Origin of the sequence: Silvimonas iriomotensis, from assembly GCF_014645535.1 — a bacterium.
In the GTDB taxonomy this organism is placed as follows: domain Bacteria; phylum Pseudomonadota; class Gammaproteobacteria; order Burkholderiales; family Chitinibacteraceae; genus Silvimonas; species Silvimonas iriomotensis.
The window spans coordinates 196,439-214,091 of sequence record NZ_BMLX01000006.1 but is presented as its reverse complement, the minus strand read 5'-3'; the positions used below and the strand labels follow the sequence as shown (position 1 = coordinate 214,091).

Annotated in this window: 16 protein-coding genes; 8 read left to right on the top strand and 8 right to left on the bottom strand. The window is 60.2% G+C overall.

Translation table 11 applies throughout. The annotated features are described in order from the left end of the window. Positions 1-18 precede the first annotated feature (18 nt). Positions 19-615, top strand: coding sequence for an NAD(P)H:quinone oxidoreductase (gene wrbA, locus IEX57_RS18085; protein ID WP_188706163.1), 597 nt, complete (start codon positions 19-21; stop codon positions 613-615). 8 nt (positions 616-623) lie between these two features. Then, on the top strand, positions 624-1,010 hold the full coding sequence (locus IEX57_RS18080; RefSeq protein WP_188706160.1) for a DUF2069 domain-containing protein: 387 nt from the start codon (positions 624-626) through the stop codon (positions 1,008-1,010). Between the two features lie 336 nt (positions 1,011-1,346). On the opposite strand, the gene IEX57_RS18075 is transcribed toward IEX57_RS18080, so the two are convergent. From IEX57_RS18075 to bcaP, 5 genes are all read right to left on the bottom strand, one after another. Continuing rightward, complete coding sequence (locus tag IEX57_RS18075; RefSeq protein WP_188706158.1) at positions 1,347-3,137, bottom strand: 2-isopropylmalate synthase; 1,791 nt, start codon at positions 3,135-3,137, stop codon at positions 1,347-1,349. A 130-nt stretch (positions 3,138-3,267) separates the two neighbouring features. Further along, positions 3,268-4,077: a CDP-diacylglycerol--serine O-phosphatidyltransferase gene (gene pssA, locus IEX57_RS18070; protein ID WP_373285215.1), complete on the bottom strand. Its 810-nt coding sequence runs from the start codon at positions 4,075-4,077 to the stop codon at positions 3,268-3,270. A gap of 113 nt (positions 4,078-4,190) precedes the next feature. Next, positions 4,191-4,835: a phosphatidylserine decarboxylase gene (locus IEX57_RS18065; protein WP_188706154.1), complete on the bottom strand. Its 645-nt coding sequence runs from the start codon at positions 4,833-4,835 to the stop codon at positions 4,191-4,193. 130 nt (positions 4,836-4,965) lie between these two features. Further along, positions 4,966-5,511, bottom strand: a complete 546-nt coding sequence (locus tag IEX57_RS18060) for a GNAT family N-acetyltransferase (RefSeq protein WP_188706152.1) — start codon at positions 5,509-5,511, stop codon at positions 4,966-4,968. 66 nt (positions 5,512-5,577) lie between these two features. Continuing rightward, positions 5,578-6,975, bottom strand: a complete 1,398-nt coding sequence (gene bcaP / locus IEX57_RS18055; RefSeq protein ID WP_188706150.1) for a branched-chain amino acid transporter BcaP — start codon at positions 6,973-6,975, stop codon at positions 5,578-5,580. 376 nt (positions 6,976-7,351) lie between these two features. Between bcaP and IEX57_RS18050 the strand changes: the two genes are divergently transcribed. The 4 genes from IEX57_RS18050 (at position 7,352) to IEX57_RS18035 (ending at position 11,556) form a co-directional block, all read left to right on the top strand. Then, positions 7,352-8,212, top strand: coding sequence for a fructosamine kinase family protein (locus IEX57_RS18050; RefSeq protein WP_188706149.1), 861 nt, complete (start codon positions 7,352-7,354; stop codon positions 8,210-8,212). Between the two features lie 113 nt (positions 8,213-8,325). Next, positions 8,326-10,395 carry a site-specific recombinase gene (locus tag IEX57_RS18045; protein WP_188706148.1) on the top strand — a complete coding sequence of 690 codons (2,070 nt, stop codon included), beginning with the start codon at positions 8,326-8,328 and terminating at the stop codon, positions 10,393-10,395. Continuing rightward, positions 10,355-10,954, top strand: a complete 600-nt coding sequence (locus tag IEX57_RS18040; protein WP_188706145.1) for a 2OG-Fe(II) oxygenase — start codon at positions 10,355-10,357, stop codon at positions 10,952-10,954. The genes IEX57_RS18045 and IEX57_RS18040 overlap by 41 nt, the downstream gene beginning before the upstream one ends. A gap of 119 nt (positions 10,955-11,073) precedes the next feature. After that, positions 11,074-11,556, top strand: a complete 483-nt coding sequence (locus IEX57_RS18035) for an outer membrane lipoprotein (protein WP_188706142.1) — start codon at positions 11,074-11,076, stop codon at positions 11,554-11,556. Positions 11,557-11,626: 70 nt separating this feature from the next. On the opposite strand, the gene metF is transcribed toward IEX57_RS18035, so the two are convergent. Continuing rightward, complete coding sequence (metF, locus tag IEX57_RS18030) at positions 11,627-12,457, bottom strand: methylenetetrahydrofolate reductase [NAD(P)H] (protein ID WP_188706140.1); 831 nt, start codon at positions 12,455-12,457, stop codon at positions 11,627-11,629. A 237-nt stretch (positions 12,458-12,694) separates the two neighbouring features. Here metF and IEX57_RS18025 point away from each other — a divergent pair, with 237 nt between their 5' ends. Together IEX57_RS18025 and IEX57_RS18020 are read left to right on the top strand one after the other, a co-directional pair. Further along, a complete protein-coding gene (locus tag IEX57_RS18025; protein ID WP_188706138.1) occupies positions 12,695-14,110 on the top strand; it encodes an aldehyde dehydrogenase family protein in 1,416 nt (471 codons plus the stop codon). A 302-nt stretch (positions 14,111-14,412) separates the two neighbouring features. Continuing rightward, on the top strand, positions 14,413-14,955 hold the full coding sequence (locus IEX57_RS18020; RefSeq protein WP_188706136.1) for a lipid-binding SYLF domain-containing protein: 543 nt from the start codon (positions 14,413-14,415) through the stop codon (positions 14,953-14,955). 72 nt (positions 14,956-15,027) lie between these two features. Here IEX57_RS18020 and paeA read toward each other — a convergent pair whose 3' ends face one another. Beyond that, complete coding sequence (paeA, locus tag IEX57_RS18015; protein WP_188706135.1) at positions 15,028-16,320, bottom strand: polyamine export protein PaeA; 1,293 nt, start codon at positions 16,318-16,320, stop codon at positions 15,028-15,030. 163 nt (positions 16,321-16,483) lie between these two features. After that, positions 16,484-17,653, bottom strand: a complete 1,170-nt coding sequence (gene metK, locus IEX57_RS18010) for a methionine adenosyltransferase (protein ID WP_188706133.1) — start codon at positions 17,651-17,653, stop codon at positions 16,484-16,486.

Below are 17,653 nucleotides of genomic sequence, written 5' to 3'. Positions count from 1 at the left end.
GCCTGAACGGAGTTCTCTTTGGCTGACATTCTGGTCCTGTATTACAGCACGCATGGCGCCACGCGCCAGCTCGCCCAGCTGATTGCCCGCGGTATCGACGCCGTGCCTGGCGCCCGCGCCCGTTTGCGCACCGTGCCGCGTGTCTCGGCCGTGTGCGAAGCGACGGAACCGGACGTGCCAGAATCAGGCGCGCCCTATGTCACGGAGCAGGATCTGACCGAATGTATCGGCATCGCAGTCGGTTGCCCCACGCGCTTTGGCAATATGGCGGCACCGATGAAGTACTTCTGGGATTCCACCATCAACGCCTGGTTGTCGGGGCTACTGGTGGGCAAGCCCGCCAGTGTTTTTACCAGCACGGGCTCCATGCACGGCGGTAATGAAGCGACCTTGCTGACCATGATGATCCCGCTGCTGCATCACGGCATGATCATGGTGGGCACGCCGTATTCTGAAGAAGCCCTCTCTGCCACTGAAAGTGGCGGCACGCCCTACGGCGTCAGCCATATCGCCGGTGGCCGGGGCGAGAAACCCGTGACTGAGCATGAACGCACGCTGGCCATTGCCCAGGGCAAGCGTCTGGCGCAGATTGCACTCAAACTGGCCGCCGCATGACGCCCGCGATGAAACGGGCCTGGGCGCAGTGGGTCGCGGTGGTGTGTGTGTTGCTGCTGATCGCGCTGTGTCTGGTGTGGGAGCTGTGGCTGGCGCCGGTGCCGGCGGGTCGTGCCTCGCTGGCCTGGAAGGCATTACCGTTACTGTTGCCATTGCGCGGGTTGCTGCACGGGCGGCGCTATACCTATCAATGGGCGTCGATGTTTGTGCTGCTGTGGTGGACGGAGGGGCTGACGCGCGCGTGGAGCGATCAAGGCATCTCGCAGCAACTGGCCGTACTGGAAGTCATCATCAGTACCGTGGCGTTCCTCGCGATCTCGTTTTATGCCAAGTGGACGCGCCCCAGCGTGCTTGAGGCTGAAGTGGAAGCGGCAGAAAAACAAAAACAGGCCTGATGCCTGTTCGATGGGTGATGCGCCAAAAGCAGAGAAAAATAATGCCGGAGCCGATCAACAAGTGAGGAAGTGATGCTTCCCGTTGTTGAGGGTATCGAAACTTTCGGTAAAAGCTTCGCCTGTCCTGCCTTGTGGGCGGATGGTTTCCGGCAACTCCACATGCCGAGCCGTTGTGCCTGGGTGAGCCTGGGTTGAAAGGAAGCTCCAGGAGGGCGTTGAGCTGAAGTCAACGCCGCTTTTTCGCTTCATTTCGCCCTGGCAGACCCTTTGCACATCAGCTCGTTAACAGCCCGCCTTGCGGGCTGTTTCATTTGTGCCGATGCGTCGATAAACGGCTTAAACGGGTTGCGGATGTGTGCGTGTGATATTGGCGTGCAGCTTGTTCACAGCGGAGATATAAGCCTTGGCGCTGGCCACCAGAATGTCGGTGTCGGCGCCCTGGCCGTTAACCACGCGGCCGTCTTTGGACAGACGGACCGTCACTTCACCCTGGCTGTCGGTGCCCTGGGTGATCGCGTTGACCGAATACAACTGTAATTCGGCGCCGCTATTGGCGATCGATTCAATGGCCTTGAACGCGGCATCAATCGGGCCATCGCCATTGCATTCGACGCGATGTTCCTTGCCGTTTTCGTTCATGACCAGCGTGGCGCTCGGGGTTTCGCCGGTTTCGGACACGACCTTGAGCGACGTCAGGCGCCAGGTTTCCTGTTCCTTGTTCACCAGTTCGTCCGACACCAGCGCATGCAAGTCTTCGTCGAAGATTTCACGCTTGCGGTCAGCCAGATCCTTGAAGCGGGCGAAGGCAGCGTTGAGGGCTTCTTCGCTGGCCAGTTCAATGCCCAGTTCAGCGAGCTTGGTCTTGAACGCGTTGCGGCCCGAGAGCTTGCCCAGCGTAAGGCGGTTGGTCGACCAGCCCACAGATTCGGCGCTCATGATTTCGTAGGTTTCGCGGTGCTTGAGCACGCCATCCTGGTGAATGCCGGATTCATGGGCAAACGCGTTCGCGCCCACAATCGCCTTGTTCGGCTGCACCGGGTAACCGGTGATGGTCGAGACCAGTTTGGAGCTCGGCACGATCTGTGTGGTGTCGATGCGGGTGTCCACACCGAAGATATCCCGGCGGGTTTTCACCGCCATCACGATTTCTTCCAGGCTGGCGTTACCGGCGCGCTCGCCCAGACCGTTGATCGTGCATTCCACCTGACGCGCACCACCCAGCACGGCAGAGAGCGAGTTGGCGACGGACATGCCCAGATCGTCATGGCAATGTGCGGACCAGATCACCTTGTCGCCACCCGGGGTCGCGGCAATCAGGTTGCGGAAGAAGGCTTCGGTGATCCCCGGAATGGCGTAACCGACGGTATCCGGTACGTTGATGGTACGGGCGCCGGCCTTGATCACTTCGCCAAAAATATGGGCAAGGAAAGCCGGGTCGGAGCGCAGCGCATCTTCAGCAGAGAACTCGACATCGTCGGTGTATTCGCGGGCAATGGTCACGGCCTTGACAGCGGCTTCCACTACCTGGTCCGGATGCATGCGCAGCTTCTTTTCCATGTGGATCGGGCTGGTCGCGATAAAGGTATGCACACGGCCACGTGCGGCGGGCGTAATGGCTTCGCCAGCGGCGCGCACATCGCGCTCGTTGGCACGGGCCAGCGAACAGATGGTGGATTCCTTGATGATGCCGGCAATGGTGCGGATCGATTCGGCATCGCCCGGGCTGGCGGCGGCAAAACCGGCTTCGATGATGTCCACACCCAGACGTTCCAGCTGGCGGGCAATGCGGATTTTCTCTTCGCGGGTCATCGAGGCGCCGGGAGACTGCTCGCCGTCGCGCAAGGTGGTGTCGAAAATGTAAAGACGATCGCCCATGTTCGGTGTGCTCCGTGTGGCCGGCACAGCATCTGTGCCGGTAAAAAACGACTGGATGTCGAAAGCGCGCCCCTGGCTGGCGGCGAGCTGGGTAATACGGTTCAGGGCGGAGAGGGGCATGCTGCCGCGTTCACGCCATTTGTAGATGGCGGCACGGGAGACAGGATCGTCAGGGAAGAGGCGGTTGAGGGCATCGGCCAGCTCGCTGGGGCCGCCAAATTGCTCAATCAAACGTTCAATGTCCACAGACATGTCATGCTCCAGACCAGTTATTGGACTCAAGCATAAAACGCTGTGGACATTTGGTCAAACGGTTTTGTCCGATATTTGTCGAATTTGTGCAGTGCTCACACACTGGTTCGACATAATATAGACATTGTGTCTAATTCTGCCCGTTGGTGGGGGCGCTGCCGCGCTCAGCGGGCTTCTTGCCCCGGCGCAATAGTTGCCACAAGGCCATGACATAGCCCGAGGCGCCATAGGCAAGAAACAGGCAGAACAGAACCAGCGGCGGCTTGGCCACAATCAGCATCAACAACAGCACCATGACCAGCAAGGCCACAAACGGCACGGTCTTGCGCATGTTGATTTCCTTGAAGCTCCAGAATCGCACGTTGGACACCATGGTCAGACCGGCGAACAGCGTGAGCAGCAAGGCAAAGAAAGGCAGGGCGTCGCTGATGGAAGAGAGTTCATCGGCGTATTCGTGGCTGATCCACACCAGACCGGCAACCAGCGCAGCGGCGGACGGCGAGGGCAGGCCCTGGAACCAGCGCTTGTCGCCGGTTTCAATATTGGTGTTGAAGCGGGCCAGGCGCAGGGCGGCGCCGGCGCAATAGACAAACGCCACCATCCAGCCCACTTTGCCAAACTCGCGCAGGGCCCATTCATAGACCACCAGCGCCGGGGCCACGCCAAACGACACCATGTCGGAAAGACTGTCGAACTCGGCGCCAAAGGCGGACTGGGTGCGGGTCAACCGCGCCACGCGGCCATCCAGGCCATCCAGGATCATGGCAATGAAAATGGCGACCGCAGCGGGCACGAACATCTTGTTCATGGACTGCACGATGGCATAAAAGCCGGAGAACAACGCCGCCAGCGTAAAGAGGTTGGGCAGCAGGTAAATGCTTTGACGACGCAGCGTCTGACGGCGTAGTGCGATTGGACGTTTGGTTTGCACAGGTGATATTCCTTGCTTGTTATAGGCGGTCTTTCGCTAACAGAACCATGCTGGCGGCCAGGGCCGAACGAATCAGCATGGTTGTGTTGGCGGTCCGGGCCGGGGCCCGGACGCAACCTGCATCAGGCCAGTTCGGCCAGGATGGTTTCGGTCGCGGACACCTTGTCGCCAATGGTGACGCGCGCCTTGGCGGTCAGCGGCAGGTACACGTCAACGCGTGAGCCAAAACGGATGAAACCGTAACGCTGGCCGCGAGCGAGCTGGTCGCCCACTTTGGCATAGCACAGGATACGACGCGCCACGAGGCCGGCGATCTGCACAAAGGTCACTTGCGTGCCGTCAGCCAGGCGGGCCAGCACGGCGTTACGCTCGTTTTCCTTGGAGGCTTTGTCCAGCGCTGCGTTCAGGAACGAACCGGCGTTGTATTCGATGTGCTCGATGGTGCCATCGACCGGGCTGCGGTTGGAGTGCACGTTGAACACGTTCATGAACACGCTGATCTTCAGCGCTTCGACCTTGCGGTACGGGTCCATGGCCTTTTCAACTACTACGATACGGCCGTCGGCCGGGCTCAGGATGGCTTTGGGTGCTTGCGGGATCTCGCGTGCCGGATCACGGAAGAACTGGATCACGAAAATGGCAATGATCCAGAACGGAATCGACCAGGCCCCGGCCAGTGCGGTGACAACCATGGCCACGATCAGGCTGATGGCAATGAACGGCCAGCCTTCGCGGGCAAGGATAGGGTGAGGGTAGTGTCTGTTCAAATTATTCCCCGAGGGTCTGGGCGCGGCAGGCAGCAAAAGGCACGCATGGCCGCGCTGCTCGCAAATAGTCAAATAGTAGATTGTAACCTGGGGGCCGGGGCTGCGGCATGCCGCAATGTGGTGCGGACGGCTAACCGGTCAGGATGGCCCGGCAAAGGCCATAGCAGAAAATATCTTCAGGCTTGCCGCAACTCACGCCCCACAGCGGACGCATGCCCTCACGCACAAACCCGGCTTTTTCCAGCAAGGCGATCGACGGGGCATTGCGCGTCAGCACGGTGGCATCAAGGCGTTGCAGATCCATTTCGCCAAAGCCGTAACGCAACATGGCGCAAGCCGCCTCAAAGGCATAACCCTGGCGCTGGAACGGCAAGGCAATCCAGTACCCCAGTTCCGCGCGATGACCCTGATGGATGTCGTGTAGTTCCACGCAGCCCATCAGTTGCCCGCTCTGGCGCAAACGGATGCCCAGATAGAGCGCCTGGCCCGCGGCAAACAAGCCCGGATGGGTGCTGATCCATTCTGCGGCGGCGCCTTCCGGGTAGGGGTAGGGCGCGTTGTCCAGCATGCTGATCAACGCGTGTTCACTGGCAAAAGTCTGAACCAGCGGGACATCTGCCGCAGTAAACGCGCTGAGGGTCAGGTTTTGCGTGTTGATCAAAGGAAAATCGCCCACGGCCTTATCCTTGTTTTGGTGTGTGCAGGATAATGCGCGTGGGCTCAATCACGTTGACTGGCAGACTTATGGTCTGGCCAGACGCGAGTGATGGCGGGAGTAAGCGAAATAAACCACGAAGCCGATGGCGATCCAGATGCCGAAGGCTTTCCAGGTGATGGGTTGCAGCGCGCTCATCAGGAACAGGCAGAACGCCACACCCAGCAAAGGCACGACCGGTACACCCGGGCAGCGGAATGCGCGGTGCAGATCCGGGCGGGTTTTGCGCAGGACGATCACGGCGATCGACACCAGGGCAAACGCAGACAGTGTGCCGATGTTGATCAGTTCAGCCAGCACATTGAGCGGAATCAGCGCGCCGATAATGCCGAACACGATGCCGACAACCCAGGTCGTGATGAACGGCGTGGCAAAGCGCGGATGCACTTTTGCCAGCACGCCAGGCAACAGGCCGTCACGAGACATGGCAAAGATCACGCGGGTCTGGCCGTACATCATCACCAGAATCACGGTGGTCATGCCCAGGATGGCGCCCAGGTCGATAAACCCGGCCACCCAGTTCTGGCCGGCCACTTGCAGGGCCAGCGAGACTGGATGATCGACACCGGCAAATTGCTGGAACGGCACAATGCCGGTCATGATGGCGGAAACCGCGACGTACAGAATGGTGCAGACCGACAGCGAACCGATGATGCCGATGGGCAGGTCGCGCTTGGGGTTCTTCACTTCTTCGGCCGCGCTGGATACCGCATCGAAACCGATAAAGGCAAAGAACAGCAGGGCAGCGGCATTGAACACGCCATGGAACCCGAACGGCATGAACGGAGTCCAGTGTTCAGGCTTCACGTAACCTGCGCCGACCACAATGAACAAAAGCACGATGCCGATCTTGATCGCCACCATGATGTTGTTCAGTTTGGCAAAGCCGGAGACGCCAATCGACACCAGCGTGGTGATCAGCATCATGATGACGAATGCGGGCAGGTTAAACAGGGTTTCCTTGCCCGGCACGGCGCCCGGGGCTGCGGTCAGGGCGGTGGGCAGATCCACGCCAAAGCCATGCAGCAGCGACTGGAAATACCCGGACCAGCCCACCGACACGGCGGATGTGGCCAGACCGTATTCCAGCATCAGATCCCAGCCGATGATCCAGGCGACGATCTCGCCCAGGGCCGCGTAGGAATAAGCGTAGATGGAACCGGAAACCGGGATGGTGGAGGCGAACTCTGCATACGCCAGGGCGGACAAACCGCAGGCGATGGCAGCAATGACAAACGACAGCGTCAGTGCCGGGCCGGCCGTGAGTGCGCCCGTGCCGGTCAGCACGAAAATGCCGGTGCCGATGATGGCGCCAATGCCCATCAGCACAAGGTCGGTCGGGCCGAGGGCCTTTTTCAGGCCGGAAGCGCCGGATTCACTGACTGCGACCATCGCATCAATGTTTTTGGTACGAAAAATGCTCATGTGTTTTGCTTTCGAAGTTGCGTCGGGACCGCCAGGTGCCAAAGGGCACCTGCAAGCGGTCGGTGGCTCGCCTCGTGGGCTAACAGCTGCGGCGACAAATCTTGAAACCGGGGTGTGGCCAGGACAACGCGCCGCGAGAGGAACCAGAACGCCAGTCATTACCGGTTAGCCCGGCTTGCTGGAGATGTCAAGATTCACTTGGAGGGGTACTCGCACAGTACACGCCTGGTCGCGCACTTGTAAGGTTGAAAATCCCCACTTGCTTTTTTCTGGAATTGCATGATTTGTATGCAATTTTTTGATCAAAATGCAGGTAAAGCAGAAAAAATGATCGAGGCTGATCAAACCGCAACACAAGCAACACAAGGAGAACCGGATGTGGGCTGACATTTGTGCGCAACTGGCGGCGGCCACGGGCCAGCCGCTGCAGTTTCATCGCGCCGACGTCGTCGCTGGAGGGGATATCAACGAGGCCTGGCGTGTGCGAACCAGCGCCGGAGACTGGTTCGTCAAGCTCAACGATGCCGCGCGCCGCGACATGTTCGAGGCCGAACGGGCCGGGCTGATCGCGCTGGCCCGCGGTATTCATGTACCGTCACCGGTGCTGTGCGGGGTGTCGGGCGATCGCGCTTTCCTGGTGCTTGAATGGCTGGACCTGCGGCACCGTGGCGATGAAGCCGCGCTGGGCCGGCAACTGGCACAACTGCACCGGCTGACAGCGCCGCAGTTTGGCTGGGCGCATGACAACACGATTGGTGCGACGCCGCAGCCCAATGGCTGGATGGACAACTGGCTGGATTTTTTTCGCGAGCGCCGTCTGGGACACCAGTTTGCCCTGGCCCGGCAAAACGGCCTGAGCTTACGTGACACCCGTTTGCTGCTTGACTGCCTGCCGGCGTTTCTGGGCGAGCACCACGTCGTGCCCTCGCTGCTGCATGGCGACTTGTGGGGCGGTAATGCAGCGTGGCTGGCCGATGGCAGCCCGGTGCTGTTTGATCCGGCTTGCTACTATGGTGATCGGGAAACCGATCTGGCGCTGACCAGCCTGTTTGGCGGGTTCAGCAGCACGTTTTACGAGGCGTACCACGCCACCTGGCCGCTGCCGGCCGGATTTGAGCGGCGGCGCGATCTTTACAACCTGTACCACATGGCCAATCACGCCAACATGTTTGGCGGAGGATATATCCAGCGCACCCAGGCCATGATCGATGCGCTGATTGTGAACATTCAGGCTTGAGGTGATTGATCACCTCGGCGTTTAATGCCTGCCCGCGCCACGACGCGGTCCACTGGAAAAAAACACAGGGCCAAGCCCAGGTCCGGCAATGCCGGGCCCAGACTGGAGAATGCATGCAGGCTACCTTGCAGGCCATGATCAGCGCACCGCCCGAGCGCGCGCCCGTTTTATTGCGTGAACTGGTTGCAACCATGCGGCCCCGCCGGGTCGACGATACCCAGGCCGCCATCAATGGCGTTCGCTCGCTGGCCTATTTACTGGAGCAATCGCCCGAAATCCGCGCCGGCGTTCGCCGCTGTCTGCTGGCGGTGCTGTCCCGCAGCGAGCAAGTGCAGTTCTTTGCCGATACCGGCATTTTGTCCAACGAGAGTTTTTTCTCGGCCCTGTCGCGCCGCATTGGCGATCGCCTGCTGCCGCCGGCACCCAACGCCGGTTCCTTGCGTGATCTGTTCGGTTCGGTGTTTTACCACCACAACGATTATCTCTGGCTGGAAAGCGTGCCGCAGGACATCTGGTTCAGCCTGGGGCGCGCGCTGCACATTGAAGAAGAAACCAACGTCGAACAGATCATGCTCATTCGCGGGCAGTTGCTGGATGCGATCGAGGTGCTGTCGACGCGGATCGCCGCCATTGGTCTGGAGCCGGAAATCACCCGCAGCCAGCCCGAGACCCGGCGCGCGGTGTCGCCCTTTGTGCAGCAGAATCTGGAAGTACACAGTTTCATCGCGCACAACCTGCGGGCCATGACAGAGAAAACGCTGCCGCAAGAAGACGAGCGCCACATCCTGGTGCTGCTGGAGCAGTGCGAAGAAGTCATCAGCCGCGTGCGCAAATACGCCATGCGCAACGGGGTGTCAGTCAGCCTGACCTATCACCTGCTGCGCGTCACGCAGCACATCGAGCGCCTCAAGGCCCTGCTGCGGCTGGTGTCGATTGCCCGCACGCGGGAGAAAAGCGAAGCCATTCTGGGCATCAGCCTGACGCTGGTCCGCGCGGAAAATCGCAAGCATTCCCTGCGCGATGTCTTTGCCGAAAACACCGAAATGCTGGCGCTGCAGGTGACGGAGCACGCCAGCCATACGGGCGGCCATTACATTGCAGAGAACCGCAAGGAATGGCGCGGCATGTTCCGCTCCGCCGCCGGTGCGGGCCTGATTGTCGGCTTCATGGCCTTGCTCAAACTGCTGTTTGCCAAGGCGCATCTGCCGCTGCTGCTGGAGGCGCTGGCGTTTGGCCTGAACTACGCTTTTGGTTTCATGCTGGTGCATATCCTGCATTTCACCATTGCCACCAAACAGCCGGCGATGACCGCGGCGCGCATCGCCGCCACGCTGCATGAGGGCACGCGCTCGGGCAAGCTCAAACCGGATGACATTGATCAACTGAGCGAATTGATCATCAAGGTATTCCGGACCCAGTTCATTGCCATTCTGGGTAATGTGCTGGTGGTGCTGCCCACGGCGCTACTGATTGCGCTGGCCTGGGTGTGGAGTACCGGACACCCGGTGGTCGATGCCGACAAAGCCCAGCACCTGCTGCATGATCTGAACCCGATCCAGAGCCTGGCGTTGTTCCATGCCGGCATTGCCGGCGTGTGCCTGTTCCTGGCGGGGTTGATTTCCGGCTATTACGACAACAAGGCGCTGTATAACCAGATTCCGCAACGTATTGCCGCGCTGCCCTGGTTAAACCGGCTGGCTGGCGAACAGCGAGCGCGCCGGCTTGGGGATTATCTGGGCAACAATCTGGGCGCGCTGGCGGGTAACTTCTACTTTGGCATGATGCTGGGCACGATCGGGACCGTTGGCGTGCTGCTGGGTTTGCCCATTGATATTCGCCACATCACCTTTTCGTCGGCGTATTTATCATTTGCGGCCGTGACCTTTGATTTTGCGCTGGACTGGCACGTGGTCGCGATCAGTGCGCTGGGCATTGCGCTGATTGGCTATATCAACCTGCTGGTGAGCTTCGGGCTGGCGCTGTGGGTGGCGCTGCGTTCACGCAAACTGACCTTGCGCGCCTTGCGGCCCATTGCCGGGCGTTTGCTGCGCCGTGGCCTGCGCCGCCCGCAAGACTTCCTGATCCCGCCGCGCCCGCGCGCGCCGGAAACCAAAGTAACTGAACGACAAGGGGAAAACGTTGTTGAATGGGTTCAACGCCGCCGTACAAGCGCTGGTCGATGACGGCAAGGTCATCTGGCCCGGGTTTCTGAGCCCGGAAGAAGTGCAACTGTTGCGGGCCGAGATCGACCTGCGCCGTGCACGTTTTCAGGCCGCCGGTATCGGGCGCGAACAAGGCTATATGCGCGATACCCGGATTCGCGGGGACGATGTGTTATGGCTGGATAACGACGATCAGACGCTGCCGGTGCCTATCCTGGCCCGCCTGGAAGCGCTGCGCCAGCTCTTCAACAGCGAGCTGTATCTGGGCGTCGCGGAATTCGAGGCTCATTTTGCGGTCTATCCGGCGGGGGGCTTTTACAAGCGCCATCTGGACCAGCACCGCAACGCGGATACCCGTGTGGTGACCTTCGTGCTGTACCTGAACGAAGACTGGCACGAGCGCGATGGCGGGCAGTTGCGGATTTACCTGGATTGCCCGCAAAGTGGCGCCTGGCAAGACGTAACGCCGCTTGGCGGCACGCTGGTGCTGTTCTTGTCTGACCGTTTCGAGCATGAAGTGATCCCCGCCACGCGTGAAAGACGGTCCATGACCGGCTGGTTCCGCCGCCGCGCCATGTGAAAACTGGTGTGAATCCTGCGGCGTCAGACCGGGGGCGTGCTGCCTATAATGTGTTGATTGCGCTTGTAAATTCTCAGAAATATTGTTCGCACATCAAACGGCGTCTCGGGAGAAAACTCATGAAATTCGTCAATACAGTGGTTATTGCGGTCGCCGCCGCATCGCTGGGGCTGGCCGGTTGTGCCAGCGATTCGGCCAATACCTACAGTCGCAGCCAGGCCATGCGCACCGCAACGGCGCAGGCCGGGACCGTGGAAAGCGTGCGCAGCGTACGCATCCAGAATGACACCAACGCCATCGGCACCATTGCCGGCGGCGTGATCGGTGGCGCTGCTGGTAGCCAGATCGGCGGCGGTAACGGGGCGATTGTGGCCGGCGTGCTGGGCGCCATTGCCGGTGGCGTTGCCGGTAACCAGATCGAAAAACAAGGCACTACGCAGAACGCCTATGAAATTACCGTGCGCCTGGATAACGGCCAGCGTCTGGTGATCACCCAGGCCGCCGATATGGCGTTCTCGGTTGGCCAGCGTGTTGATGTGGTCAGCGATGGCCAGACCACCCGTGTGGTGCCGACCTCGCAACAGGCTGTACCGCAACGCTGATCAGGCGATGCCACAGACAAAACAAAAGGGCCCGGTTGGGCCCTTTTGTTTTGTTTGCCAGGAACCAGCCTTAACGGCCCAGACGCTGGCAAATGGTCGAGACTGCACCGGCCGCATTCAGTGTGTAGAAATGCAGGCCCGGCACGCCCGCTTGCAACAGGCGGTCACACAGTTCGGTGATGAAATCCAGGCCCAGCGCGCGGATCGAAGCACTGTCATCGCCAAACGATTGCAGGCGCAGGCGCAACCAGCGCGGGATCTCGGCACCGCACATATCGGAAAAGCGCGTGAGCTGGCTGAAATTCTGGATCGGCATGATCCCCGGCACGATGGGGATCGTTACACCGCGCGCGGTGACTTCGTCGACAAAGCGAAAGTACGCATCGGCGTTGAAGAAATACTGGGTAATGGCCGAATCCGCACCGGCATTGACCTTGTTCACAAAGGCGCGCAGATCGGCCTCGGCGCTTTGGGATTGCGGGTGATATTCCGGGTAGGCCGCCACTTCAATCTGGAACCAGTCGCCGTGCTGTTCGCGGATGAACGACACCAGCTCGTTGGCGTAACGGAACTCGCCCACATCGCCCATACCGGACGGAATGTCGCCGCGCAGCGCGACAATATGGCGGATGCCGTTGTCACGATAGCGCTGCAGGATGTCGCCCACGCTGGCGCGGCTGGAACCAATACAGGACAAGTGCGGCGCGGCGGCCAGGCCTTCGGACTGGATATCCAGCACGGCATTGAGCGTACCGTCTTGCGTGGTGCCGCCCGCGCCAAAGGTCACGGAGCAATACTCAGGTTTGAACTGCGCCAGCTGGCGGCGCGTAATGCGCAGCTTTTCGGTGCCCTCCTGGGTCTTGGGCGGAAAAAATTCAAAGCTGAGGGGCGGCTGGCTCACGGTATCTCTGGCGCAAAAAATGAAAATCGGTGCGGCATCTTAACATTGTCCGCGCGGGGCTGGCGCGCCGCCTGTTTCAGGTGTACCCGGGTCTGTTGCATGGGCTTGTCAGTGTAGGAGATATCAAACAGGCGAATGCGGCGTAGACCCCATGCCCCGTTTTGTCCGTCAGGTCCTACAATGCATTCATCATCATGCCCCAAATGAACCGCACCGATAACACCAATGCAAAACGCGATGCATGACCTGCCCGAACTGACCCGCAGCGAACTGGCGGCCCGTCTGAACGTATTGCGGCTGGCCCAGCGCAACCAGCCCATGCCGGACTGGCCCGCGCGCGCGGCGCGTCTGCAGACCTTGCAGCGGCTGATTGTCGACAATCGCCCCGCCCTGATTGCAGCGGTAAATCAGGATTTCGGCCAGCGTCCGGCGCAGGAAACCGAATTGCTGGAACTGGTGCCGGTATTGGCCGGTATTGAACATGCGCTCAAACAGGGCCGGCGCTGGATGCGTTCGCGCCGCCGTGCCGTGGGCTGGCGGCTGTGGCCGGCCAGTGGCTGGCAAATGCCGCAGCCGCGCGGCGTGATCGGCATTGTCGCCCCGTGGAATTACCCGCTGTTTCTGTCGCTGGGCCCGCTGACGAGTGCGCTGGCGGCCGGCAATCGGGCCATGATCAAATTGTCTGAGTCCTCCCCGGCCTTGTTCGAACTCTTGCACAAGCTGGTGGGCGATTATTTTGCGCCGGACGAAGTGGTGATTTACGGCGGCGCGGTAGAGCAAGCCCGGGCATTTGTCTCCTTGCCGTTTGACCAGGTTCTTTTTACCGGCTCCACCGATGTGGGCCGCAGCGTAATGACGGCCGCCGCCAGCAATCTGACCCCGGTGGTGCTGGAACTGGGCGGCAAGTCGCCCGCGCTGATCCTCGATGATGGCGATTTCGAACAAGCGGTCTCACGCATCCTGTACGGCAAGCTGGTCAACGGTGGCCAGACCTGCGTGGCGCCTGATTATGTCTTGCTGCCGGCCGGGCGCGAGGCTGATTTCATTGCCGTGGCGCGACGCTGGGCCGAACGGTTGTACCCGGCGTTTCCGCGTGACTTTGCCAGCATGGCCACGCCGGGGCAGTTCAAGCGCATGCAGACCATTCATGACGAAGCGCTGACCCAGGGCGCGCTGGCGCACGCACTGTTGCCAGCCGCAGCGATCGACGCAGCCGGGCGGTTTTTCCCGCCGTTTGTGTACACCGGCGTGCCGCAGGACGCGCGGTTGTTGTCCGAAGAATTGTTCGGACCTTTGTTGCCACTGGTGCCGTACCAGACGCTTGCTGAAGCGCTGGACTGGATCAATGATCGCCCGCACCCGCTGGCGCTGTATGTGTTTACGCGTTCACGCCGGGCTGCCCGGCATGTATTGCAGCAGACCCATGCCGGGGGCGCGACCATCAACGACACCTTGTTGCATATCGCCGCCGCTGAACTGCCTTTTGGGGGCGTGGGCGACAGCGGTATGGGCGCGTATCACGGCAAGGATGGTTTTGACGTCATGTCGCACCTCAAACCTGTCTTGCGGCAAGGCCCGATCCGCGCGCTGGACTGGCTGGCCCCGCCTTATGGCGTGCAGTTTGAGCGGCTGGTGAAATGGCTGACGCGCTGATCGTGATAAAAATTTCCGGATTGCGGCTATAACTCAATCACCACTGGTCGGGCAATCAGCCAGCGCTGAGACGACGAGTCGTGATGAAACGATGTTGAGCAGTACGCAGTACCTCAGGGGGAATACCCGGTATCCAGCAGCCTGGGCATGCCAGCGTGCGGCAGCCCGACGGAACACAGAGTCCCGGCCAGACAGGATATCGATAACGTCACTTGAAAGGAGAACCCGACATGAACAAGACCTGGTTATTGATCCCCGCAGCGGTTGCCCTCTTGGCCGGCGCCCCGGTTATGGCTCAAGAAATGAACAACGACAGTGCGTTGTCTGCGCCCAAGAAGTCGCCGGATGAGCGCCGTGCTGAAATTCGCAAGATCACTCAGGAAACCCTGGAGACGGTCTACCAGAAGCACCCGACGGCCAAGGACGCGATTGCCAAGTCAGCCGGCTACGCCGTGTTTAACAACGGCAGCGCAACCGTGATTTTTGCGGGTGCGGGTGGTGGTTCCGGTATGGCAGTAGATCCGGCAACCGGGCATGAGGTCTTCATGCAAATGATCCAGCTGAAGGGCGGGATTGGCCTGGGCGTGAAGAACAGCCGTCTGGTGATGGTCTTCAACGACAAGGCTGCTTTCCACAAGTTTGTGACCAAGGGCTGGGTGCTGGGTGGCGAAGCTGCTGCCTCTGCCAAGGCGGGTGACGTCGGTGGCGGTCTGGAAGGCGCACGCTCGTTGGGTAACGGCGTTTACGCCTATCAGTTCACCGAAAACGGTGCTGATGCCGAAGTCACCGTGACCGGCACCAAGTACTCGATCGACCATGATCTGACCCCGAAGGCCAAGAAGTAAGGCGGGGGTTATCCGGAAAAAAGGGGCCGTGATGGCCCCTTTTTTTATGGTCCGGCGGCTGGCACCAGCCATTCAGAGCTTGCTGACCAGTACCTGGTCGATCTTGTGATGGTCGATATCGACCACCTCAAAACGAAAGCCTTCGTATTCCATGGCCTCGGCCTTCTTGGGGATGCGCTTGAGCCGCAGCATCAAAAAGCCGGCCAGCGTGTCGTAGCTGTCTTCGTCGGCCATGTCATCCATGCCGATGGCCCGCTTCAGATCGCCAATCGGCGTCATGCCATCGGCCAGCCAGGAGCGCTCATCCCGCCGCACAATCTGGTCTTCGTCGCTGTTATCGACAATGCTGCCGATCAATTGGCCGGTGACATCATTGAGCGTGATCACGCCGACCACCAATGCGTACTCGTTGATGATGACGGCAAAGTCTTCGCGTGTTTCGCGGAAACGATCCAGCATGTCGGCCAGTGACAAGGTATCGGGCACCACCAGCACACCCTTGACTGCGATCTCGCGCAGCACGGTCAGCAGCGGGGCCTGCGGCGTTTTCAGGATGGCATGCAGCAGGTCTTTGGCATCGATATAGGCAAATACGGTATCGATGCTGCTGTTCTCGCACAGCGGAAACTTGGCATGCGGCTGGGCAGCAATCTTCTGGCGGATGGCGGTATCGGTATCGGTCATGGAGAAATACACCACCGCCTCGCGCCCGGTCATGGCCGATGGCAGATAGCGCTCTGCCAGTTCAAACACGTTCTCGATAAAGCGGTGTTCCTGCTTGTGCAGCGTGCCGGCCTCGGCGCCAGCATCGACCAGCGCGACGATCTCGTCGGCAGTGACGATTTCCGAGCGCACGGTGGGCATGCCGGTGAGCTTGAGCACCAGGGTGGCGACGCCGTTGAACAGCAAGACAAAGGGCTTGAGCAGGGTAGAGCACAAGCGCATGGGCCGCACGATGGCGATGGCGACTTGCTCTGGCGCCACCATGCCCAGCCGCTTGGGGATGAGATCGGCAAACTGGATAAACAGGCTGGTGGTAATGAAAAACGTGACCAGGAACGCCAGATGCCCGGCGGTATCGGGATTGAGCGCATTGAAGATGCGCAGCAAGAACGGTGTGAAGGTCGCATCACCGACAATGCCACCGAGGATGGCCACGGCATTGACGCCAATTTGCACCACGGTGAAAAAATCGCCCGGCTTGTCTTGCAGGTCAATTACCGCCTGAGCCCGTGGCTCGCCTTCTTCTGCCAGCATTTGCAGTTTGAATTTACGGGCTGAAGCCAGCGAGATTTCCGACATGGAAAAAAACGCGGACAGTGCAATCAGCAAGACCAGCAGAAAAAAACCTGTGGCGATACTCAAGTGGGCCCCCGGCAAAGAACGTCATTCTGTTTTTGATCCAGCCGGACCGTGCGTTCCAGGCTGGTTCTTACCAAAATAGCCCATAACCCCGCGCAACGCGTGCAATTGTGGGCAAACAAAAACGGCGCCGCAGCGCCGTTTTTGTGATGAAACCAGACCCGGATTACAGACCGGCGTCGGCGCGCAGCGCTTCAGCCTTGTCGGTACGTTCCCAGGAGAAGTCCGGCTCTTCGCGGCCAAAGTGGCCGTAAGCGGCGGTGCGGGTATACACCGGGCGCAACAGATCAAGCATCTGCACAATGCCCTTCGGACGCAGGTCGAAGTGCTTCTTGATCAGTTCAACGATCTGCGCGTTGGACAGCTTGGAAGTGCCCCAGGTATCGACCATGATTGAGACCGGCTTGGACACGCCAATGGCGTAGGACACTTGCACCAGACACTGCTTGGCAATACCGGCAGCGACGATGTTCTTGGCCACATAACGGCCGGCATAGGCGGCCGAGCGGTCTACCTTGGACGGATCCTTGCCGGAGAACGCGCCACCACCGTGCGGTGCGGCACCGCCGTAGGTGTCAACGATGATCTTGCGGCCGGTCAGACCGCAATCGCCCATCGGGCCGCCAATTACAAAACGGCCGGTCGGGTTCACCAGGAATTTCGGGTTGTCCTGCAGCCATTCGGACGGCATGACAGGCTTGATGACTTCTTCAATCACGGCCTCGGACAACTGGGCGTGGCTGACGTCCGGGTGGTGCTGGGTCGACAGCACGATGGTGTCAACGCACTTTACCTTGCCGGTCTGGGCGTCATACTTGAGGGTGACTTGCGACTTGGCATCCGGGCGCAGCCACGGCAGGCGGCCGTCTTTACGCAGTTCGGACTGGCGCTGGACCAGACGGTGCGCATAGTAAATGGCAGCCGGCATCAATTGCGGGGTTTCGTCGCAGGCATAGCCGAACATCAGACCCTGGTCGCCAGCGCCCTGGTCCAGATCCATGCCCTGGCCTTCGTTCACGCCCTGGGCAATATCGGGGGACTGCTTGTCATACGCAACCAGCACGGCGCAGGTCTTGTAGTCAAAGCCAATGTCAGAGTGGTCATAGCCAATGCGCTTGACGGTGTCGCGCGCGATCTGGATATAGTCGATATTGGCAGAGGTAGTGATTTCACCTGCCAGCACCACGAGGCCCGTGTTTACCAGTGTTTCGGCAGCCACGCGCGCATATTTATCCTGCGCCAGAATGGCGTCCAGGATGGCGTCGGAAATCTGGTCAGCAACCTTGTCCGGGTGGCCTTCGGAAACTGATTCAGAGGTAAACAGGAATTCGCTCAT

Coding starts and splice junctions, on each gene's coding strand:
- IEX57_RS18050 (WP_188706149.1), top strand. CDS start 7,352: ATGTGGGCTGACATTTGTGCGCAACTGGCGGCGGCCACGGGCCAGCCG.
- IEX57_RS18020 (WP_188706136.1), top strand. CDS start 14,413: ATGAACAACGACAGTGCGTTGTCTGCGCCCAAGAAGTCGCCGGATGAG.
- bcaP (WP_188706150.1), bottom strand. CDS start 6,975: ATGAGCATTTTTCGTACCAAAAACATTGATGCGATGGTCGCAGTCAGT.
- IEX57_RS18045 (WP_188706148.1), top strand. CDS start 8,326: ATGCAGGCTACCTTGCAGGCCATGATCAGCGCACCGCCCGAGCGCGCG.
- IEX57_RS18035 (WP_188706142.1), top strand. CDS start 11,074: ATGAAATTCGTCAATACAGTGGTTATTGCGGTCGCCGCCGCATCGCTG.
- IEX57_RS18025 (WP_188706138.1), top strand. CDS start 12,695: ATGCATGACCTGCCCGAACTGACCCGCAGCGAACTGGCGGCCCGTCTG.
- IEX57_RS18075 (WP_188706158.1), bottom strand. CDS start 3,137: ATGTCTGTGGACATTGAACGTTTGATTGAGCAATTTGGCGGCCCCAGC.
- metK (WP_188706133.1), bottom strand. CDS start 17,653: ATGAGCGAATTCCTGTTTACCTCTGAATCAGTTTCCGAAGGCCACCCG.
- IEX57_RS18080 (WP_188706160.1), top strand. CDS start 624: ATGAAACGGGCCTGGGCGCAGTGGGTCGCGGTGGTGTGTGTGTTGCTG.